We start from the raw sequence: 20,285 nt of genomic DNA, 5'->3' as shown, positions 1-20,285 counted from the left end.
CGCCAATCTTTCGGGACTGGCGACCGGTTGGCATCAGCCTCGGGCAAATGTGTGTAATCTCTGCGGGTGCTGCGTGCAGCGCCCGCAGGGATTTTTTTATTGGGAGAACGCTGATGTTCTACGTGCAACGTGATCAACAAGGCGCACTGGTGCGCGTCGAGGCGGTGGCCTATGCCGAAGCCACCGAGACGCTGCCGGCTGACCACCATGAGATCCAGTCGTGGTTTGCCAATGACGTGATCGAGACCAGCCTCAAGCAGCTCAAGCACAGTGACCTTGAGATGATTCGGGTACTTGATGACTTGATCCAGGTGCTGACCAGCAAAGGCGTGATCCGCGTCACTGACCTGCCGCCAGCGGCCCAGGCCAAGTTGATGGATCGGACCCAGGCACGGACGGCGCTGGGCGGGTTGAATCATCTGATCGACGATGACGAAACCGGTTTGATCTGATTGCCTCGCGCCTCCTTCACGGCTTGCCCGTCAAGGAGGCGTGACCTTCAAGGCTTCACTTCCAGGGCGCTGGTTCACCGAACAGCTGGCCTTGCACCCCTTCTATGCCCATCTCGCGGATCACCCGCAATTCACCCTCGGTTTCCACGCGCTCGGCAATCAGCGGCAGGTCAATGCTGTGGGCGGCGCGCTGGATGGCTTCGATAAACAGACGCTTGTGGCTTTCCTGGTCGATGGCGCGGATGTAGCTGCCGTCGATTTTCAGGTAGGCCAGGCCCAGGTGCGCAAGGTTGCCGATCATGCTGAAACGGCCACCGAAGCGCTGCAGGCTGAGGCTGTAGCCCAGGCTGTGGATCCGCCGGTTCAGGTGCTCCAGTTGGGCTTGCTCGGGCACTTGTTCTTCGCCGATTTCCAGGGTCAGGCGTGGCCCCAGTGCCGGGTGCTGGGCCAGCAGCTCGAACACCCGCTCCAGGGCCTGCGGGTCATTCAGGGTGGCGGCCGAGAGGTTCAGGGCCAGGGCTTGGTCGTGGTGCGCCAGATGCTTGAGCACCAGCTCCAGCATCAGTCGGTCAAGCCGCGTCGACCAGCCGAAGCGTTCCATCCACGGCAGGAAGCGGCCGGCGGCAATGGCCTGGCCCTGGTTGTCCAGCAGCCGTGACAGGACCTTGTAGTGCAGCACCTGATGGGTGTCGCTGCTGCTGACCACCGGTTGGAAAAACAACTGGAAGCGCCCTTGGTCCAGCGCCGCATCCAGCAGGGTATGCCAGCTGTGGGAGTCATCGCTGACCGTGCCCGGGGTGCTGTGCTCCAGGCACACCCAGCTCTGCTCGCCACTGCCTTCGGCCTGGGTCAGGGCTTGATCGGCCAGCTTCAGCAGGTCCGCCGAGGCATCGCCCGGGTTGTAGGGCGCAAGCCCGATGTGAGCCACGATCGGCATATCGGTGGCGCCGGTTTCGCGCAGGCTCTGCAGGGTGCTTTCCAGTTCCTGGGCCAGTTGCAGCGCTTCGTCGCGCACCAGGCCGGGTGCCAGCACCGCGAACTCGCCGCCACGGCTGCGGGTGATCAGGTTGTGGGTTTCCGGGTACTTGGCGCAGGTCCGCACCAGTTGCTGGCCCACCGCCTGCAGCAACTGGTCGGTGCGTTGGCCGCCCAGGCGCTGGTTGAGGCCGGCCAGGTCATTGACCCGCAACATCAGCAGGTAGCCGGAGCTGGCCTCCTCCTGGTTGCTGACCCGGGAGTGCAGCTGCATTTCGAAATAACGTCGGTTGGCCAACCCGGTCAGGCTGTCCTGGTAAGACTCCACCCGCAGCTTCTCGCTGCGCTCGGTCTGTTCGATGAACAACGCCTTGAGCTTCTCCACCATCTGGTTCATGGCCTGTACCACCCGGCGCAACTCGGGGGTGCGCGGCAGGTCGGGCAGGCTGAGAAACTCGCGCCGGGCGATGGCATGGGACTGCTCGACCATATAGTCCAGCGGCTTGAGCTGACGGCGCAGCAGCAAGGCCCCCAGGACCGCGCTCAGGGCGCCGCAGACCAGCAGCCAGCCCAGGCTGCCCAATGCGCTCTGCCAGAGCTTGGCCAGGGCGAACATCGGGTGGCTGACCACCTCGACCCGGGCGGCCTGCTGCCAGCCTCGGCTGACGATGGCATCGCCGCCCGCCGGCGCGAGGCCGATCATGTTCACGAACCAGGCCGGCACGCCACTGGCATCCGGCTCGGCGGCACGCTCCACCAGCACCTGGTTATTGCTCAGGTCGATCACACGGATGCTGGCGTAGTAGCCGCTGTCGAAAATCGAGCTGACCATCAACTCGGTCATCGCCGGGTCATCGATGTTCGGCGTCAGCGACAGCGCCAGCGCGGTGGCCGCGTCCTGGGCGTGGGAGCGCAACTGATTGACGTACTGCGCCCGTGAACTTTCCAGGCTGACCATGAAGCTACCGCTGAACGCGACCACGAGAAACACACAGATAGCGATCAGCAATTGTTTGAACAGTGACATCGTGGCTCCTGTTAATTATCCGAACTGGCCGGAAACCCTTCGGCGGTCATTTTCTTCAAGACATCCTGCCAACGCGACAGGCGCTTGGTGTCACCGACTTTCTTGTTGCCCGCCGCCCCCGTCAACCACAGCCCCTCGCCGTTGAAGGCGTAGACGGGCAGCAGGTCGGGGCGCTGGCTGGCGGGCAGAATGGGGTCCATCAGGCTGTCCAGCACCAGAGGCATGGCTTCGGGGCTGGAATAATAGGTCAGGACCATATGCGCGCGGTTCTGGCGCAAGGCCTTGACGTAGGTGATGCGCAACTTGTCGGCCGCGACACCAAGGTGGCGCAGGCTGAAATACTTGGCGATGGCGTAGTCTTCACAGTCGCCGGCCCCTTTCCACAGGGACTGGATGGGCGTGGCCCAGTAATCCGTCTCGTGCCACAGGTCGATGTCTTCCTCGTAGCGCAGTTGACGGTTGAAGAACAGGTTGACCACCTTGAGTTGCTCCGTCTCGCTGACCTGTTTCTGCGTCGCGAGCAGTTGCTGCCAGGCATCGATCCGTTGCCGCCCCGGGCCCAGCGGCCCATAGAGCGCCTCGGCGCGGCGGCTGATCTGGCTGAAATCCCAATCGGCAAGCAAGTCGCCCAGCAGGCTGCCACCCAGTAACAGGGCGATGGCAAGACCATACAGGATCCGAGGGAGTTTAAAGCGTATCGCCACTGCGATTATCCAAGCTTGCAGCATTGAAGGTGCGGCCATGTTGCGGGTATGCCGGGCAAAAAACAATGGCACAGTGAAATCACTTCCGCCAACGGTCCGCCCCCTCACCGCCCCAGCAAAACACCCTGTAGCCGCTGCCGAGGCACGAGGCTGCGCTGGCTGGCATGAACGCCGAGTAAGGTGGGTTATTTGGACGGGCCAGCACAGCCTGCGGCAGCGGCTACAGGGGAGGTGCGCTGGCCATTGTCGGGTGACGGCTTGCCGCGACGGCTAATCGTTGAGCTGGACGATGCCCTTGCGCACGGCAAACATCACCAGCCCGGCGATATCGTGGATCCGCAGGCGATGCATCATCTGCGAGCGATGGGCCTCGATGGTCTTCACGCTCAAGCCCAGGCCCTGGGCGATATTGCGCGTGCTTTCGCCCCGGGCGATCAGGCGCAGGATCTCCAGCTGGCGCGCCGTGAGCACCTTGTTCGGCGCCTTGAGGCTGGGTTCATGCTGGCGCTTGATGGCGTGGTTGATCACCAGGGGCACCACCGCCGAGGACAGGTACTGCCCGGCCTGGCGCAGGGTCTCCAGGGCCAGCTCCAGCTCGATCACGCTGGCACTGCGCAGCAGGTAGCCGTGGGCCCCCAGTTGCAGGCACTGCATGACGAAGGGACTGTCGGTGTGCATCGACAGCACCAGCACCCGGCTGGCAGGCGAACTCAGGGACAAGGTCTTCAGCAGGTCGATACAGGCGTGGCGCTCCAGGACCAGGTCCAGCAGCACGATTTCCGGCAACAGGCGTGAGGCCAGCTCGATGGCGCTGTGGCTGTCGCCGGCTTCGGCGATGACTTCATATTCGGTTTTCTTCTCCAGCAAGGCCCTCATTCCGGCACGGACCACCGGGTAATCGTTGGCAAGCAAAATTCGACACAGCATAGGCTTCAGCCCAGTCACATGGATAAGGGCACAACGCCAAGGCGTTGCAGTATTTTTATAGCCGGCGTGATCGCCTTGATGAATTGCAGACTGCCAAAGCCGGGGTCAGGCAGTGGGCCAGCCTGCGCCCCTGACCGCTGTGCAATGCAACACACCGGCCAGGCCGAGCGCGGCGACCCAGGCGTCGTCGATGATCCCGCTGCGCCGCCCGGTTATCCGCGCGGGGGGCCGCACCCGGCCAGGCCAGCCTCAGGTGTGGCGCGGGCTGCCGGCGAATTGCTGGATCAGTTTCGGCACATGGGACAACGGTTCGACCTGTTGCGCGGCGCCCATGCGAATGGCCTCCCTGGGCATGCCGAAAATCACGCAGCTGGCCTCGTCCTGGGCCACGGTATGGGCGCCATTTTCGCGCATGGCGAGCAAGCCCCGCGCGCCGTCGTCGCCCATCCCGGTCATGATGATCCCCAGGCTGTTGGGCCCGGCCTGCCGCGCCACCGAGCGGAACAACACATCCACCGCGGGCTTGTGCCGGTTGACCGGCGGCCCGTCGAGCACCTCGACCTGGTAATGCGCCCCGCTACGCTTGAGCTGCATGTGCAGGCCACCTGGCGCCAGCAGCGCCAGGCCATCGTGCACGCGATCCAGGTGCCTGGCCTCGCGTACTTCGATCTGACACAGGCTGTTCAGACGCCGGGCAAAATCGGCGGTGAACTTCTCCGGCATATGTTGAACGATCACAATCCCGGGACAGTCACGCGGCAACTGGCGCAAGACAAACTCCAGGGCCTGGGTGCCGCCGGTGGAACAGCCCAGGGCGACGATGCGTTCGGTGGTGCGCAACAGGCTGATGGGCGCCACGGCGGGGCTTGGCGGCGCCACCCGAGGAGCGCTGGGCAAGACCCGGGGACGACTGCGGGCGCCCTCCTCGACCTTGCGGATCAGCTCGCTGGCCAGTTGCTCCAGGCTTTGCTTGAGCCCCAGCTGGGCCTTGGTGAACACCCCGACCGCGCCGGCAGCCAGGGCCTCGACCGCGACACTGTTGCCCTGCTCGGTGAGGGTCGAGCAGATGATGGTCGGGGTCGGGCGCTCGCTCATGATCTTCCGCAAAAACGTCAGGCCATCCATGCGCGGCATCTCGATATCGAGGATCAGCACGTCCGGCCAGTCGCGGCGCATCTTGTCGATGGCGTACAGCGGGTCGGCGGCCAGGCCGATCACCTCGATCCCCGGGTGGTTGCCCAGGCAGGTGCTGAGGACCTGACGCACCAAGGCCGAATCATCGACGATAAACACCTTGATCACCGCCCACCCGCCCGTGCCGGCAGCGCGCCCGAGGCATTGCGCTGGCAGGCCACGACGCCGCTGCGGCCGTCGACCTGCAGGCGCCGGTAGTGCTCGCCATTGAGGTCGCAGTAATCGAGCGACCAGTTGCGCAGGCTGAATTGCTCCCGGGCGAAGGCGCTGTTGCTGTGGCCGACCTTGCGCCCGCCCGCCGGTTCGAAGCGCACCAGGCTGCCACCGCCGAACAGCCCCTTGCGGTACTCGCAGGGGCGCGTGCCGTGGCGCAGCATATCGGCATGGATACGCTTGAACACCGCCTCGCCGTAGCGCGTGTCGAGGCCGTTGCGCGCCTGCGGATCGCTCGGCAGCAGGTAGTGCGAGACCGCCAGCAGGCGCCAGCGCGGGTGCCACAGGACCACCGACACGCAACTGCCGAGCAGGGTGCTGACGGTGCCCTCGTGACGGCCGAAGAAATACTCGCCAGGGTTGAGGAACAAGGCCGGTTTCATAAATGCTGGTACACCGAAGGACTGAGCAGGCGCAGCGGCAGGCCGAAGCCATGAATGCTTTCGGCGTGGCCGATAAACAACAGGCCGCCGGGCACCAGTTGCTCCACCAGGCGGCGTACGATGCGCTGCTTCTCGTCGTTGTCGAAATAGATCAGCACATTGCGCAGGAAGATCACCTCGAACGGCCCCACGCCCTCGGGCAGGGGCTGTACCAGATTCACCTCGCGCAGGCTGACCCGCTGGCGCAGCGCGGCCTGGACCCGAAAGCGCCCGTGCATGGCCCCGACGCCATTCAGGCAATAACGGTGCAGCCAGCCCTCGGGGAAATGCCGGGCCTGGGCCAGGTCGTAGATACCGCTGGCGGCGCGTTCCAGCATGCTCAGGCTCAGGTCGCTGGCCAGGATCGACCAGTCCTGGGTGGTCCCGTGCTCACTGACCGCCATCGCCAGGCTGTAGGGCTCTTCACCGGAGGAACAGGCCGCGCTCCAGATCCGCAGCGCGCCTTTGCGCTTGGCCAGCCACTGGCCAAAAAAAGCGAAATGCGCCGGTTCGCGAAAGAAGTAGGTCTCGTTGGTGGTCAGCAGGTCCACCACCAGCCGGCGCTCGGCCAGGTGTTGCGGCTGCTCCAGCAACTGCAGGTACTGCTCGTAGCCCGGCAACTGGTAATGGCGCAGGCGCTTCATCAGGCGCCCGGCCACCAGCGGCCGCTTATTGGCCGCCAGGGCGATGCCCGAAGCCTCGAGCATCAGGCGTTGCAGCAGGCGAAACTGGCTGTCGGCCAACTCCGGCAGCCGCAGGCCCGGCACGGGCTCAGCGGCCATTGAGCACCGCAAGGCTCAGTTGGGAAATGTCGTCGAGGGACAGCACCTGGGCGATCGCCAGGATGATGGTGAAGCCCTCTTCGCCCCGGGCCATGCCGGCGATGAAATCAGTGCGGATGCCAACACCGAACGGCGGTGCCGGCACCACTTGGGACGGGTCGATATCCAGCACCGCGTCCACCGCGTCCACCACCAGACCGATGCGTTGCACGCTCTCGCCCAGGGCCAGCTCGATGATCACGATGCAGGTGCGATTGTCCGGCCGGGTCAGCTCGAAACCAAAGCGCGCGGCCAGGTCGAGCACCGGCACCACGTTGCCGCGCAGGTTGATCACGCCATGGATAAAAGCCGGCATCATCGGTACCGCGGTGACATGGGCGTATTCGATGATTTCCCGCACCAGTTCGATGGGCAAGGCATAGGCCGCCTCGCGCACGCGAAACGACAGGTGCTGGATCCGGGTGGCCAGGGCGCTGTCCGCGACAGCGCTGGAGTGCAGTGAGGTCATGGGCAGGTCACTCAGTTGAAGCTGACGAACTGGCCTTCATCGACCGCCGTCCTGCTTTTGCTCCAGCTTGCCGGCGCACTCTTGAAAGGCTCCGGGCCACGGGCTTGAGGGCGCTGGGCACCGAGGGCGTCCTGCTCGAAGCGGAAGAAGCCGATCAACTCCTGCAATTGCCCGGCCTGGGCGTTCATTTCTTCGGCGGTGGCGGCCAGCTCTTCCGAGGCCGCGGCGTTCTGCTGGGTGATCTGGTTCATCTGGCCCATGGCAATGTTGATCTGCCCGGCCGCGCCGTTCTGCTCCTGGGAGGCAGCGGTGATTTCCTGCACCAGGTCCGAGGTGCGCTGGATATTGGGCACGATCTCCCCCAGCAGGCGCCCGGCCTGTTCCGCCAGGTGCACGCTGCTGCTGGCCACCTGGCCGATCTCCTGGGCCGCGACCTGGCTGCGCTCGGCGAGTTTGCGCACCTCGGCGGCAACCACCGCGAAGCCCTTGCCATGGTCACCGGCGCGGGCCGCTTCGATGGCGGCGTTGAGCGCCAGCAGATTGGTCTGGTAGGCGATGTCGTCGATGATGCTGATCTTGTCGGCAATCTGCTTCATCGCCAGCACCGTGTCGCTCACCGCGCCACCGCCCTGCACCGCATCGTTGGCGGCCTTGCCGGCAATGCCGTCGGTGATCTTGGCGCTCTCGGTGTTCTGGGTGATGGAGGCCGACATCTGCTCCACCGAGGCACTGGTCTGCTCGACGCTGGCCGCCTGCTCGTTGGCGGCCTGGCTCAGGGATTGCGAAGTCGAGCTGACTTGCTCCGACGCCGAAGACAACGCATCGGCTGCGCTGCGCACATCGCCGAGGATGCTGCGCAGGCGCAGGGTCATGTTCTGCATGGCGCTGAGCAATTGCCCGGTTTCATCCTTGCTGGTGACTGCCAGATCCTGGCTCAGGTCGCCGGCGGCCATGCGGTTGGCCGCCGCCACTGCGCCGTTGAGCGGACGGGTGATGCTGCGGGTGACCAACACCCCGATCAGCATGCCCATCAAGGTGGCCACCGCCACCAGCGAGATCATCTGCACCCGGGAGTTGGCGGCAATGTCGCTGATCTGCTGGTTGGCTTCGCTGGCCCGCTCCTGCTTGTGCCGGGTCACCTGGCCGATCATCTGGTCCACCGCGTCGCCACTGACCACAGCCTTGGGCAGCAGGTCGGTGATGTCGCTGGTCTCCTGCAACTGCCCGGATTGCTGATGCATGCCCAGCACCTGCTGCACCAGCTCCTGGTACTCCTTGAGCGGGCCTTGCAGCTGGTCGATCTTGGCCTGGCCTTCCTTGGTGATAAAGCTGGTGCGGGCCTTGGCGATCAGGCTCGCGGTCTGTTCCAGGGCGGCACGCGCCTGACTGGCGGCCTGCTCGCGCCCGGCCTGGCTGGTGGCCAACAGACTGTGGCGCATCGAGCGCCCGGCAGTGATCAGTTGGATATTGGCCTCCTGCAACTGGCTCAGGCCGGTGACGTCCAGCTCGTACATCCGGTCGGACAAGTCATTGACCTGCTCCAGGTTGCGGATGCCGATAAACCCGATGGCGGCGGTCAAGGCCACCACCACCAGGAACCCCAAGGTCAACCGGATGCCTATCTTCATGTTGCGAATGAACTGCATGGTGTTTCTCCTGAAAGGCTAGGCAAGGGTTTCTGCAAGGCCGAGTGCCGGCCGCGGGGCCCCGTCGATGCGGGTTTGCAGGTGTCGAAAGAGGCTGGGGATATCAAGAATCAGCGCCACATGACCGGAGCCGAGAATGGTCGAGCCGCTGATGCCGCGCAGGTGGCGAAACATCTGGCCCAGGGGCTTGATCACCGTCTGCAGCTCGCCCTGCAGGTGGTCGACGATCAGCCCGGCCTGTTGCCGGCCCTGGCTGACCACCACGATATTGCGCCGCCGCACGCCACTGTCGGGCAGGCCGAAATGGCGGTCCAGGGCGATACAGGGCAAGGGTTTGCCGCGCAGGTCGAGGTAGCCGTAACCGCCCTCGAAGGCGCTGTCGCTGGCTTCCATGCATTCGGTGACCATGTCCAGCGGAATCACGAAACTGTCGTCGCCCACCCCCACCAGAAAGCCGTCGATGATCGCCAGCGTCAGCGGCAGGCGCACACGAAAGGTGCAGCCCTGGCCGGCGCTGGAGTCGATCTCGATGACCCCGCGCAACTGGTCGATGGCGCTGCGCACCACGTCCATGCCCACGCCGCGTCCGGAGAGGTTGGACACCTGTTCGGCGGTGGAGAATCCGGCTTCGAAAATCAGCAGGTGGATCTGCTGCTCGCTCAGTTGCGCGTCGACCTCGACCATGCCCCTGGCCACGGCTTTTTCGAGGATGCGTGCAGTGTTCAGGCCGCGTCCGTCGTCGCTGATTTCCAGCACGATCATCCCCGAGTCGTGATAGGCGTTGAGGCTCAACTTGCCCTCGGCAGGCTTGCCCAGCGCCAGGCGTTCCTCGGGGGTTTCGATGCCGTGGTCGATGGCGTTGCGCACCAGATGGGTCAGGGGGTCGGCGATTTTGTCGATCACCGACTTGTCCAGCTCGGTCTCGCCGCCGCGGATGCTCAGCTGGATCTTTTTTTCCAGCTCCTGGCTGACATCGCGCACCACGCGGTGAAACCGATTGAAGGTCTCGCCGACCTCGACCATGCGCAGCTTCAGCGCGCTGTCGCGGATCTGCTCCACGTATTGGAACAGCGCCTGGGTGCTTTCGATGCAGGCCGGGTCGCCATTGCGCCGGGCCTGCATCTGCGCGCCGGCAGTGCTGATCACCAGCTCCCCCACCAGGTTGATCAACTCATCGAGCTTGTGCGCCGCAACCTTTACCAGGGCGGTGTCCTGGGGCCGGCGCTCGCGATTGGACACGGTCATGGCGGGCGCGGCCAGTGGCGGCGCGACAGGTGCCACGGCCGGTTCTGCGGCGGCTGGCAGCGGTTCGAGGGGCACGATGCCCAGGCTGCAGAAGTCCTCGATAAACTGGAACACCTCGCGGATCTGCGCCTCGCTCGCGGTGCTGCGCAAGGTCAGCTCCAGGCCCAGGTAACAGCTCTCGGGATCGAAGCTGTGCAGGTCCGGCAACTGCCGGGTCAGGGTCTGCAGGGTGACGATGTCCCCCAGGCGCTTGAGGTAGCGCAAAAACGCCGCCGGGTCGAAGCCATTGCGCAACAGGTCCTGGGCAAAGCCGATGGAGATCTGCCACAGCACCGCGTCGCCCTCGGCTTCAGCCAGGGCCATGCCGGGCTCGTCGGCTTGCTCCAACGAAGGGCTGTGGGGGGCCAGGTCCTGGGCTTCGGCCAAGGCCGCCAGCAGGATCGCCTGCTGCCCCTGGTCGGTGTCGAGCAGGCCGCTGTCGGGGTCGACTCGCTCGATCATGGCAGTGAGCTCATCCATGCAACTGAGCATCAGCGAGGTCAGGGCCGGCGTCAGTTGGCGCTGGCCGTCACGCACCGACATCAGCAGGCTTTCCAGGTGATGGGTCAGGTTGACCAGGGGCGTCAGCGAGAAGATCCCCGCCGAGCCCTTGAGCGTATGCACGGCGCGAAACAGGCTGTTGATCGCCGCGTCATCCTGCGGGGCGCTTTCCAGGCACAGCAGGCTGTCTTCAGCGTCCTTGAGCAGGTCGCGCCCTTCGCTGAGAAAACCCTGGAGCAACTGGTTCCACTGGTCGCCACTGAGCATCGCTCAATCCTCGGTTGGTGCTGCGGGGTACAGGGTTTCCAGGCGCAGCAGCTCGATCAGCTCATGCACCTGCGGCGCGCAGCCGACCACGCTGACCGGGCTGCCGTTGCTCGACAGGTTGCGTTGCAGCACCAGCAGCAACTGCACGCCGGCGCTGTCGAATTCTTCGATCGCACTCAGGTCCAGCTGCCAGGCCGGGGCGTCGAAGGGCAGCAACTGCAGGAGCGCTTCCCGGGCCTCGGCCACCTGGTAGATAGTCAGGTCGCCGGCCACCTGTAACCGGGCCGGGCCGTCGAAGGCCGAGGGCGTCAGCGTGAACACCGGCTCAACCCAGCAACTTGTCGACCGCCGCCAGCAACTGCTGGGGCTGGAACGGCTTGACGATCCAGGCCCTGGCGCCGGCCGCCTGGCCTTCGGCCTTCTTCGCCTGCTCGCTTTCGGTGGTGAGCATGATGATCGGCGTGAAGCGGTATTCATTGCGCGCCTTGACCGCCTTCACCAGGCCGATGCCGTCGAGGTTGGGCATGTTCACGTCGCTGATGATCAGGTTGACCTTGCGCCCATCCAGCTTGCTCAGGGCATCGCGCCCATCGCAGGCCTCGATCACCTCATGCCCGGCCCCGGTGAGGCTCATCTTTACCAGTTGGCGCATCGACAGCGAGTCGTCGACGATCAGAATTGTCTTGGCCATATGCCGCTCCTTGGGAAATGAAAACGCTTGAAAGTCGGGGCCCTAGAAAAACGTCACCTCGTTCACAGCCGCGCCCTGGGACTGGCCGTGACGCTCTTCATGGGTGGTAAATCGCTGGCGCTGGCGTTCGAGCCAGGCCTTGGGGTCGTGCAGACTCGGGTCATCCTGGTCGATGGCCGCCAGCAGTTGCCGCAGGTCCAGCTGTACGTGGTCGAGCATCTGGTCGGTGCGGTCCTGGAACTGCAGGTTGACCATGATCGCCTGGATGTCGTGCTGGGTATCCCTAGCCTCGCGCTGCAACGCCCCGGAGACGTCGGACAGCTGATTGAGGTTGTCGCCCAGGCGTGCCATGACGTCGCTTACCGAGCGGTTAAGGAAGTCCAGGTTGCTCTGCTCGCTGTTGCCCAGCTCGGCCGCGGCGGCAATCGTGTCCTGGATCGCGTGGTTGATTTCACCGACCTTGGCGTCCATCCCCTGCCCGGTTTCCGCCGACAGCGTGGACAGCTTGCGCACCTCATCGGCCACCACCGAAAAGCCCCGCCCATATTCCCCGGCGCGGGCGGCTTCGATGGCCGCGTTGAGGGCCAGAAGGTTGGTCTGGCTGGCAATGTCCTGGACCCGCTTGGCCATCTGCTGCAACTGGCTGGTGTAGGTGTCGAGGTGGCTGATGGTGCCGAGCAGTTCCTGTTGACGCTGGCTGCTGGCCTGAAACGAAGCGCTGACTTCGTGCAGCCGCTGGTTAGCGTCGCGCAGGCTTTCGCCCACCCCGCCGCTGCCGAGCACGCCTTCGGAACTGCTCAGGCTGCCGTCCAGGCGTGCGGCGATATTGTGGAAGCTGTGGAACAGCTCGGTGATATTGGAGTGCAATAATTCCCGGCTGCGGCCGAGGCTCTCGTGCCAGCTGGGAGCAATGGCCTGCACCAGGTTCTGCAACGGTGACGCGGCGTTATCGGCGACGACTTCGATCAGCGGTTCGGTCGCTGGCGACAACGGCCGTGGCACCGGGCGCAGACCAATCAGCAACAGGGCGCTGAAGACAAGAGCAGCTATCGTAAGCGTAGGCGAGGCCAGGATCAGCCCTGTGACACTGAGCGCGAGCCCCAACCAAACCCCTAGATAAATCCGCATTGTCGGCATCCACTGCACCCGTCGAAGTGCGCAGATAGTACCGATGGCACATTGAGATCAACATAAGGATAACCCTTAATCCATTCAGCAGCCCGGCTGCTGGGCACATGACGCTTCCAGGGCATAAAAATTCCGCCGCCCATGCCCGGATCGGTCCAGCCCAAAGCGCTTGCCGCTCGCGCCAAAAAAACCGCGTACAAAAAACTGTCGCCGCTTAGGGAATCGCCTTAAGGGCGCCGCAGGTTTTGGCCTGCACTCGGCCGCGCGACACCCCACGAGCAGCCGGGCCCGCCTGTGCAATTAGGACTGTTCCTATATCCATCGCGCAAAGGAAAACCTAGCCTGCCCGCCGCTACAAACACACCTTGTAAGACGCGGCCAACCGCTTAATCAGGTTAAACACACGCCTAATTCGCAGACTACCGCCCCCATGACGCGCCCATTGACCAACCGCCACCTGAACCCAACCCTGGCTAGTCTGTTACGGGCTGCCGCATTGGTTTGCGCACTGGTGCTGCCCCCCACCGTCCAGGCCGACCTGTCGTTCAACGATGGCCGCACCCGCCTGATTCTCGATGGCCGCCAACAGCGCTGGCCGGTCAACATCGTCAACCTGGGCAAGGAGCCGGCACTGATGCAACTGAGCCTCAACTGGGGCGATAAGCGAGACACCCGGAACATCCCGCTGGCGATCTCCAACCCCTTGCTGCTGATCCAACCCGGGCAACGCAAATCCATCGAAATCTTTTATCAGGGCCACGGGCTGCCCGATGACCGCGAGACTTACCTGCTGCTCGATGTACTCAAACTGCCCGACGCTGCGGAGAGCGGGACCAACCAATTGCAGATTGCACCGCTGCATCACTTCAAGGTGTTCTACCGGCCGCCGCTGGAAAGGAATCCGGCCAGGGCTGCGGCCGAAGTGAGCTGGAAACTGCTGACCGAACAAGGGTCACCCAAGGCCCTGCTGGCCAACCCTTCGCCTTATCACGTGACCTTCACCGACATCGAGCCCCTCGATGCTCGTCACCAACCCTGTGCACCGCCCACGATCCACCTGATGCTCGCGCCCTTTTCCGAGCAGACCCTGGCCCTGGACTGCAAGCAGCCCCCAACCAGCGTCGACTACCAGGCCATCAGCGACGGCGGCAGCTCCAAGGAACAGCGAGCAAGGCTGTCAAGCAGCAGTAGCCATGGCGAGGTCAAACCTTGAGCCAGAGAATAAACCTGGAAACCGGCGCTTATACATGAACCCATTAAAACTACTATTGATCACACTGTTGCTGTTCGGCTTTATAGAGAATAGCCAGGCGACAATGAATTGTGCTTCGAACGGTATTACCCAGGCATATACCGACATACCCAATACCATCAGCGTGCCCAATGAAGCAGCAGCGGGCACCATTCTTTGGCGCTCCACCAGTACTTCGCTGACCCTTAAGTGCAGATTGGACACAAACGACTCATGGCAGTACGTAATGCTCAAGCTTAGCCCTGACGATACGAGTAACAGCAGCCTGGGCCCACATGTCGAGATGGGGGTCAACTACAACGGGACGGACTATCGGTGTTCCCAGACACAAGGCTGCCGGATAAACACCAATGTAAAAATTAACTGCAATACCGGGGGCGATGGCTGCCACGAATATGATGTGCCGATGACTTACAGTCTGTTCCTCGTAAAAAAGAGCGCACCCGGCACCAATAGCAGCGGCCCCATCACCCAACTTATAAACTACAAGGCATTCCAGATAAGCGGCGACAGCCCGGGGATGACGGACCCTAGAAAAAGTTACAGCCTGACTGTACGCAACATGAACCTCATCAACTATATTCTGTGCCCGGCCACGGTAAGCTTCTCCACTCAAAACATCGACTTCGGAACCCTCTACAGTGGGCAAGCCACTCCCAACAAAGTGGCCAGCCACCGCAAACTGACTCTTACTGCCACCAGGCGCTGTAACGACGACACCGTCTTCAGCATGAGCACCTATATGAAGCCTGCCAACTTCAGCACCATCAGCCCCGGCGAAGACCTGCTTATCCCCCATGACGTGAATAACAAGCCCTTCAACTCGGTAGCCTTCGAACTGCGCAGAAACGGCATTCGCATCCCTTTCAACCGGGAATCACCCATGTTCGACGCCAGCAAGGACATATCTCGTAGTCAGGACCTGGAAGCCAACTTGATCTGGCGCACCGACAAACCCAGGATCGGTACGTTCACCGGCGGGGTGATCATGGAATTCTTCCATCGTTAGGCTGTTTGCAATGCGCCTATCCAGCACACCTACGGCCAATGAAAGCACCCCTTTGTTCAAGGGGCTTGGCCATGTCACTCGTTGCCACGCCCACCGGCAAAGGACCAATCCTGTGCCTCGGTGCTGCTGATCACCACCATCACATCCTCCGGGTCCAGCCCCAGGGATTGCTCCAGGCGCTCGACCAACGCCCGGTAAAAACGCCGCTTGGTATCGCCCGTGCGAGGCCGGCCAGCGGTGATCACAATCAGCAGGTAATCGTCAGTGCGCGGTCCGCCCAGGTAGTGCGCATTGAAAATCAACTCGCCTGCTTCATGTTGGTGGATCACCTGAAAGCAGTCGTCTGGCGGCACCTCGAACGCCTCCACCAAGGCCTGATGCACGCCTTCGGACAGGCGTTGCAGGTAGTCCCGGGATTTGCCCCGATGCAGGGAGATACGGGCGAATGGCATGGGCCTTACTCCTGTTCTGCGGCGGGTTGCGGGACAGGCTGCTGCTCGCCAGCGGCCTGTTCCAGCAGCATCAAGGCCGAAGCCGCTGTTGGCCAACCGGAGTAGAACGCCAAGTGGGTGATCACTTCGCTCAACTGCGCCGTGCTCACACCGTTGTCACGCGCCCGCTGCAGATGAAAGGGCAACTGCTCCAGCCGATACAGCGCCACCAACGCCGCCACCGTCACCAGGCTGCGCTCCCGTGGCGACAGCTCGGGGCGCTGCCAGATATCACCAAACAATAGGTCCTGGGTCAGTTCGGCGAACTTCCCGGTGAATGTTGGCGCAGGTCGATCTGTTGAGGTCGGGCTCATTGCGAAACTCATGGTTGGCACTCCTGAAATTGAATTTGACGAAGGCAAACTATCAAGCCAGGATCATCCCTAATATCAGATTACTCAAGATCAACAATCCCGATTTACTGGACTATCCCATGCGCCGCCCGACCTTTGATCTCGATGTATTGCGCACCTTCGTCACCGGCACCGAGCTCAACAGCTTCGCCAAAGCCGCCGACCGCCTCGGCCGCTCGACCTCGGCCGTCAGCGCCCAACTGAAAAAACTCGAAGAGCAGGTCGGCAGCCCGGTGCTGATGAAATCCGGCCGTGGCCTGGTGCTGACACCGGTGGGCGAAAGCCTGCTCGGTCAGGCCCGGCATCTGTTGCAGCTCAATGACGATATTTTCGCCGACCTGCAGGCCACGCAGATCGAAGGCAGCGTGCGCCTGGGGTTGCAGGAGGACTTCGGCGAACACCTGCTCAGCGATGTACTGCGGCGTTTTGCCAAGGTCCATCCTCGGGTCACCCTGGAGGTGCGCATCGCCCGCAACACCGAACTGCTGAGCCTGGTCGACAGCGCCCGCCTGGACCTGGCTCTGGCCTGGGACAGCGGAGCACGCACGGCCCACTGCCAGCCCCTGGGCGCCGCGCAAATGCACTGGATCGGTACTCGGGAACTGCCCGAACTGCCGGCATCACAGGAGTCGCCATTACCCCTGGTGATGTTCGATGCACCCTGCGTGCTGCGCAGCGCCGCGACCCAGGCCCTGGACCAGGCCCGCATCCCCTGGCGCATCGCCCTGACCAGCCCCAGCGTCAGCGGCCTGTGGGCCGCCGTCAGCGCCGGGCTGGGCGTCACCCTGCGCACCCGCATCGGCCTTCCCGCTCATCTGCAGGTTCTCGACGGCCTGCCGCCGCTGCCGACCCTGGGCTACAGGCTGCACCGCGCGCAGCAACGGCCGGCGCCGGAGGTCGAGCAATTGGCGACGCTGATTGCCGCCAGCCTGGAACGCCAGGCCGTGGACTAATCAAAGACCTTGGTGATGCGCAACTGCTCGACCCCAAGCCCATGCATATTGGCCGCCTCGCCTTCGCTGCGGCTGTTGGCGAACAACTTGCTGCGCAACATCCTGGCCAGGATCAGGTCGGCATACAGGCTGCCGCTGCCCATCAGGGTATAGGGCGCGGTGTACGGCGGGCGATGCCTGACCGACTCCGCCACGAACTCCAGTTGCTCGCTGCGGGTGGCCCCATGGGCGGCCCGGGCTTGTTCTTCGAACGCCGGCAGCAGGCTGATGTTTTCGAAGTCCAGGTCAAACACCTCATCGGCTAACAATCGGAACTCCCTTGGCACGGGCAATACCGTCAAGCGGCCCCTGGACAGGCTCGCTTCGGCACCGGGTAGACAGGCCCCCAGCAGTTTGTCCAGTTCGGCCAGCACCAGGGAGTCATTGCCCGACAAACGCTGCATGCCCCTGGCTACGTGGGCCGCCAGATCGACCCGGGCACTGAGCAAGCGATCAAACGTCAGTTCCGACGTGCACAGTTCGTAACACCCCAGGGCTTCACTGACGCAACCACCCTGCACCACCCGCATCAGGGCCTCGAATGTGACGACCCCGGCAATCCCTGCCTGGGAGGCGGTGTGGTGCTCAGGATGGCGATAGTCGTAGCCGAGATCGAATGCATTCCAGCGCATGGACCAGAAGCGGTCCAACTCCTGCGGGTCCTCACACTCAGGTGGCTCGGGTTGTCCGGTCATAGCCCTGAAAAACTTGGCTTGCAGCTCACGGTCAATATCAGGAAAGCGCAGGCTATGAACCCCAGACCGGATCACCCTGGCTCTTTCGGCATCCTGCAACCGCCACTCCCGACCGAAAACGCCGCGATTGAAGTAGAAATCGACTTTCTCAAGAGACTCCACCACCTCGTTCGACGCTTTCAGGTCGCTGATCCGATAACCCCGCGCCCACAACACCGCCTGATACTGCAACTGCGGATTGTCGGCATTGAGCAGCACAAACAACGCCAGGCAGGCTTTGTCATCAAAACTGCCGGCCATGCTGTCCAGCGCCCAGAGGCTGCGCCGCAAAGCGTCCTGGAACACCCGGGACGCGCTGATGCGGTCCTCTTCGAAATAGGCGCGCACCCTCAGCCCGCGCAATGCCAGCAAGGCCGACACCGGCTCGGTGGTCACCCCATGGAAATCGAACCCCTGAAGCTCGGGTATTTTCTCGAAAGCCTGGAGCGGCGAATTGAATGGGAAGCGCGCAATCCCCGGCAGACCAGCGCTGGATGGAAGCAGGAACGGGCTGGCCGCACGCACGTTCACCCGGCCTGGGTCAGGCTCGGTGCGGGTGGCCAGCTCGGGGCCGAGATGCTCCAGGATCGTCTGTCGGTCCACGGTTGCGCCATTGCGATTCAATTGCGTCGCCAGCAACACCAACCTCGCCCAGATAAATGTGGGCGATGGCTTAGTGCCGAAGTGGCCGGCAATCATCGCCATAATGGCGCTGTTTTCCACTGAGCCTTCGGCGTTCAGGTCGTGACGGTAAAACCACAGCGACTTCAAGAACGCCCAGAGCTGCGTGGCTTCCTCTTCGCCGCCCTGGGCCTGCGGCATGACCACGGTCCTGATGGTGTCCAGCATCTTGCTGGTTTTTTTGTACGTGCACTTGTGCGCGAAATCCTGTGCACCGACGGAGGCTCTTGCCAGTTCGGTCACGTGCGCGGCGTCTTTCATGGACTCGCTCGAGGTCGCCGGATCACAGACCACCACCAGCCGATCGACGCCGCGGGTGAAAGACCCACCGTCGCTATCACTGCCCCCCGCGAAGTCGCCCCAGGCTCCGGTCAGCGCCTTGCAGAAAGCGCTATCGGAGGCCCGGGCATGCAAGGTGATCTTGCACTGCATATAGACCCGGGTCCGGGTATCTCCAAGCTGATGGGTGCAGATGATGTCATCGGTGGCCAGACCGGACATCTGGCTCTGGAACTGAATCTGCACCAGCGGCCCAAGGCCCAGGCCGGTCGGATGGCCATTTATCAGCAGCAACAGGTAATAGGCCTGGACCCGATGTTCAAAGCTGTTTCCCGCGCCGCCCGTTGCCTGGGGACTTGCGTATTTCTTGCCGTCAGCCACCACGTTGACCCGCTCCCTGCCTGTTTGATCCGCTGACCCCGAGTACCGCCCTGCCAGGCTCCACCGCCACGCCCTCAGCCATCCACCTGCAGCACCTCGATCCCCTGCTGCCGATACGCCTCGATATCACCCGAGGCCAGGTAGCGCTCGGTGATCATGCTGTGCAGTCGGTTGCAGGGCGCGACGACAAAGGGCTCGACGGCACCCAGTTTGTCGGCGGTGGTGACCGCGATGACCTGGGACGCACTGTCGAGCATGGCCTGCTTGAGCGGCAGCTCATCGAAATGCAACGTGCTGATACCGACCTGGGGGTGGATCGCGCAGACCCCGGTGAACAGCAGGTCGGCCTTGATGCCCTGGATCAGCCGCAGGGCCTCGTGCCCGGTGGCCGCCATGGTAATCGGGTTGAGCTGGCCGCCGGCAAGAATCACTTTGATCCCGCTATGTTCGGCCAGGGTCATGGCGATCATCGGTGAAGCAGTGACAGCGGTGATCGTCAGCCGGGGCGCCAGGGACTGGGCGATCATCAGGGTGGTGGTGCCGGAATCGAACAGCACGATCTGCCCATCCTCCACCCGTCGCGCCGCGTGTTGCGCCAGCTGACGCTTGATCTCGCTGACTTCCCCCATGCGCGTCAGGTAGTCCTTGCCGGTGTCCCGCGGACGCGGCAGCGCGCCGCCATGCACCCGCTGCACCAGGCCGGCGCTGGCCAGTTCAGCCAGGTCGCGGCGGATGGTGTCTTCGGACACGGCGAAATGCTGGCTCAACTGCGCGGCCATGACCTTGCCGTCGCGTTCGAGCAGCAGCAGGATTTTCTGCCGACGCAGGGAAGGCAGTTCGGCGAGGGAATGTTCACTGTGCATGTTTGTGCCTGCTTATGCGGGTTTGCGCGAGATTAGCCAAACCCGGGGCCGAGCACAATGCGTCGTCGGGGCTTTCTCCGCTGCCCATGGGCAAAGCCGATAACAGGTGGCTATGATTGGGCCCATGACGCCCATTCCCCCGCTCCGTCAACCCTGCCCACCCGGTGCCTGCATCTGCGAGCGCGAGCGCCTGCTCGACCAACCCGAGGCGGACCTGCGCATCCTCGGCCTGACCCGCCAGGAAGAAAAGCGCCTGCTCGAGCGCCTGGAAAACCTCAAGAGCCTGCAAGACCTCGAGTTCCTGCAACGCCGGCTCTACGAGCAATTGGGCATCCGCCTGGAGATCGCCCCGGGCTTCAACGAGGTGCGCAGCATGCGCGGCATCGGCATCCATATCGACGAGCTGCCGGGCCTGTGCCGCAAGACCCGCCAGTCAATCCCCGCCGCCATTCGCCGCGGCCTGGAAAAAAACCCGGAAATCGCCTACGAACTCCTCAACTCTCGCGACTTGCTGCGTGACGCGTAATTT

General features: G+C 63.4%; 21 protein-coding genes. 5 read left to right on the top strand and 16 right to left on the bottom strand.

Annotation, left to right across the window (positions count from 1 at the left end; translation table 11 throughout):
- Positions 1–113 precede the first annotated feature (113 nt).
- Entirely contained in the window at positions 114–452 is a 339-nt protein-coding gene (locus JFU57_RS21440; protein WP_078471343.1) for a tryptophan synthase subunit beta, read from the top strand.
- A 55-nt stretch (positions 453–507) separates the two neighbouring features.
- Here JFU57_RS21440 and lapD read toward each other — a convergent pair whose 3' ends face one another.
- The 12 genes from lapD to JFU57_RS21380 all read right to left on the bottom strand — a co-directional run bounded on the left by lapD (position 508) and on the right by JFU57_RS21380 (position 12,721).
- Entirely contained in the window at positions 508–2,454 is a 1,947-nt protein-coding gene (gene lapD / locus JFU57_RS21435; RefSeq protein ID WP_078471344.1) for a cyclic di-GMP receptor LapD, read from the bottom strand.
- 11 nt (positions 2,455–2,465) lie between these two features.
- Positions 2,466–3,182: a cysteine protease LapG gene (gene lapG, locus JFU57_RS21430; RefSeq protein WP_020294526.1), complete on the bottom strand. Its 717-nt coding sequence runs from the start codon at positions 3,180–3,182 to the stop codon at positions 2,466–2,468.
- Between the two features lie 246 nt (positions 3,183–3,428).
- Positions 3,429–4,085 carry a response regulator transcription factor gene (locus JFU57_RS21425; protein WP_043228240.1) on the bottom strand — a complete coding sequence of 219 codons (657 nt, stop codon included), beginning with the start codon at positions 4,083–4,085 and terminating at the stop codon, positions 3,429–3,431.
- A gap of 249 nt (positions 4,086–4,334) precedes the next feature.
- The gene (locus JFU57_RS21420) at positions 4,335–5,387 is read right to left on the bottom strand and encodes a chemotaxis-specific protein-glutamate methyltransferase CheB (RefSeq protein WP_201130699.1); all 1,053 of its coding nucleotides are present in this window, start codon (positions 5,385–5,387) and stop codon (positions 4,335–4,337) included.
- Positions 5,384–5,875 carry a chemotaxis protein CheD gene (locus JFU57_RS21415; protein ID WP_020294529.1) on the bottom strand — a complete coding sequence of 164 codons (492 nt, stop codon included), beginning with the start codon at positions 5,873–5,875 and terminating at the stop codon, positions 5,384–5,386. The genes JFU57_RS21420 and JFU57_RS21415 overlap by 4 nt, the downstream gene beginning before the upstream one ends.
- Complete coding sequence (locus tag JFU57_RS21410) at positions 5,872–6,696, bottom strand: CheR family methyltransferase (RefSeq protein WP_078471346.1); 825 nt, start codon at positions 6,694–6,696, stop codon at positions 5,872–5,874. Before JFU57_RS21410 ends, JFU57_RS21415 begins: the two co-directional genes overlap by 4 nt.
- Positions 6,686–7,204, bottom strand: coding sequence for a chemotaxis protein CheW (locus JFU57_RS21405; protein ID WP_201130698.1), 519 nt, complete (start codon positions 7,202–7,204; stop codon positions 6,686–6,688). The genes JFU57_RS21410 and JFU57_RS21405 overlap by 11 nt, the downstream gene beginning before the upstream one ends.
- 11 nt (positions 7,205–7,215) lie before the next feature.
- Positions 7,216–8,850: a methyl-accepting chemotaxis protein gene (locus JFU57_RS21400; protein WP_201130697.1), complete on the bottom strand. Its 1,635-nt coding sequence runs from the start codon at positions 8,848–8,850 to the stop codon at positions 7,216–7,218.
- Between the two features lie 18 nt (positions 8,851–8,868).
- Positions 8,869–10,902: a chemotaxis protein CheA gene (locus JFU57_RS21395; protein ID WP_201130696.1), complete on the bottom strand. Its 2,034-nt coding sequence runs from the start codon at positions 10,900–10,902 to the stop codon at positions 8,869–8,871.
- 3 nt (positions 10,903–10,905) lie between these two features.
- Positions 10,906–11,223, bottom strand: coding sequence for an STAS domain-containing protein (locus JFU57_RS21390; RefSeq protein ID WP_078471350.1), 318 nt, complete (start codon positions 11,221–11,223; stop codon positions 10,906–10,908).
- 4 nt (positions 11,224–11,227) lie between these two features.
- On the bottom strand, positions 11,228–11,593 hold the full coding sequence (locus JFU57_RS21385) for a response regulator (RefSeq protein WP_020294535.1): 366 nt from the start codon (positions 11,591–11,593) through the stop codon (positions 11,228–11,230).
- A gap of 42 nt (positions 11,594–11,635) precedes the next feature.
- Positions 11,636–12,721 carry a methyl-accepting chemotaxis protein gene (locus JFU57_RS21380; RefSeq protein WP_201130695.1) on the bottom strand — a complete coding sequence of 362 codons (1,086 nt, stop codon included), beginning with the start codon at positions 12,719–12,721 and terminating at the stop codon, positions 11,636–11,638.
- A 430-nt stretch (positions 12,722–13,151) separates the two neighbouring features.
- Here JFU57_RS21380 and JFU57_RS21375 point away from each other — a divergent pair, with 430 nt between their 5' ends.
- Entirely contained in the window at positions 13,152–13,934 is a 783-nt protein-coding gene (locus tag JFU57_RS21375; protein WP_201130694.1) for a fimbrial biogenesis chaperone, read from the top strand.
- 34 nt (positions 13,935–13,968) lie between these two features.
- Entirely contained in the window at positions 13,969–14,982 is a 1,014-nt protein-coding gene (locus tag JFU57_RS33295) for a hypothetical protein (protein ID WP_242487432.1), read from the top strand.
- Positions 14,983–15,056: 74 nt separating this feature from the next.
- Here JFU57_RS33295 and JFU57_RS21365 read toward each other — a convergent pair whose 3' ends face one another.
- A complete protein-coding gene (locus JFU57_RS21365) occupies positions 15,057–15,434 on the bottom strand; it encodes a tautomerase family protein (RefSeq protein ID WP_201130693.1) in 378 nt (125 codons plus the stop codon).
- A 5-nt stretch (positions 15,435–15,439) separates the two neighbouring features.
- Positions 15,440–15,799, bottom strand: coding sequence for a carboxymuconolactone decarboxylase family protein (locus tag JFU57_RS21360; RefSeq protein WP_421547043.1), 360 nt, complete (start codon positions 15,797–15,799; stop codon positions 15,440–15,442).
- A gap of 107 nt (positions 15,800–15,906) precedes the next feature.
- Between JFU57_RS21360 and JFU57_RS21355 the strand changes: the two genes are divergently transcribed.
- Positions 15,907–16,779, top strand: a complete 873-nt coding sequence (locus JFU57_RS21355; protein WP_201130692.1) for a LysR substrate-binding domain-containing protein — start codon at positions 15,907–15,909, stop codon at positions 16,777–16,779.
- Here JFU57_RS21355 and JFU57_RS21350 read toward each other — a convergent pair.
- Positions 16,776–18,896: a hypothetical protein gene (locus JFU57_RS21350; RefSeq protein ID WP_201130691.1), complete on the bottom strand. Its 2,121-nt coding sequence runs from the start codon at positions 18,894–18,896 to the stop codon at positions 16,776–16,778. The genes JFU57_RS21355 and JFU57_RS21350 overlap by 4 nt on opposite strands.
- A gap of 71 nt (positions 18,897–18,967) precedes the next feature.
- A complete protein-coding gene (locus JFU57_RS21345) occupies positions 18,968–19,756 on the bottom strand; it encodes a DeoR/GlpR family DNA-binding transcription regulator (protein WP_201130690.1) in 789 nt (262 codons plus the stop codon).
- 124 nt (positions 19,757–19,880) lie between these two features.
- On the opposite strand from JFU57_RS21345, the gene JFU57_RS21340 reads away from it, so the two are divergent.
- Positions 19,881–20,282 (top strand): hypothetical protein, encoded by a 402-nt coding sequence (locus tag JFU57_RS21340; protein ID WP_078471357.1) that lies wholly within the window; start codon positions 19,881–19,883, stop codon positions 20,280–20,282.
- The last annotated feature ends 3 nt before the right edge of the window (positions 20,283–20,285 follow it).

Origin of the sequence: Pseudomonas sp. TH07 (assembly GCF_016651285.1) — a bacterium.
In the GTDB taxonomy this organism is placed as follows: Bacteria; Pseudomonadota; Gammaproteobacteria; order Pseudomonadales; family Pseudomonadaceae; genus Aquipseudomonas.
The sequence above is the reverse complement of the archived record's forward strand: the minus strand, read 5'-3'. Positions and strand labels throughout refer to the sequence as shown.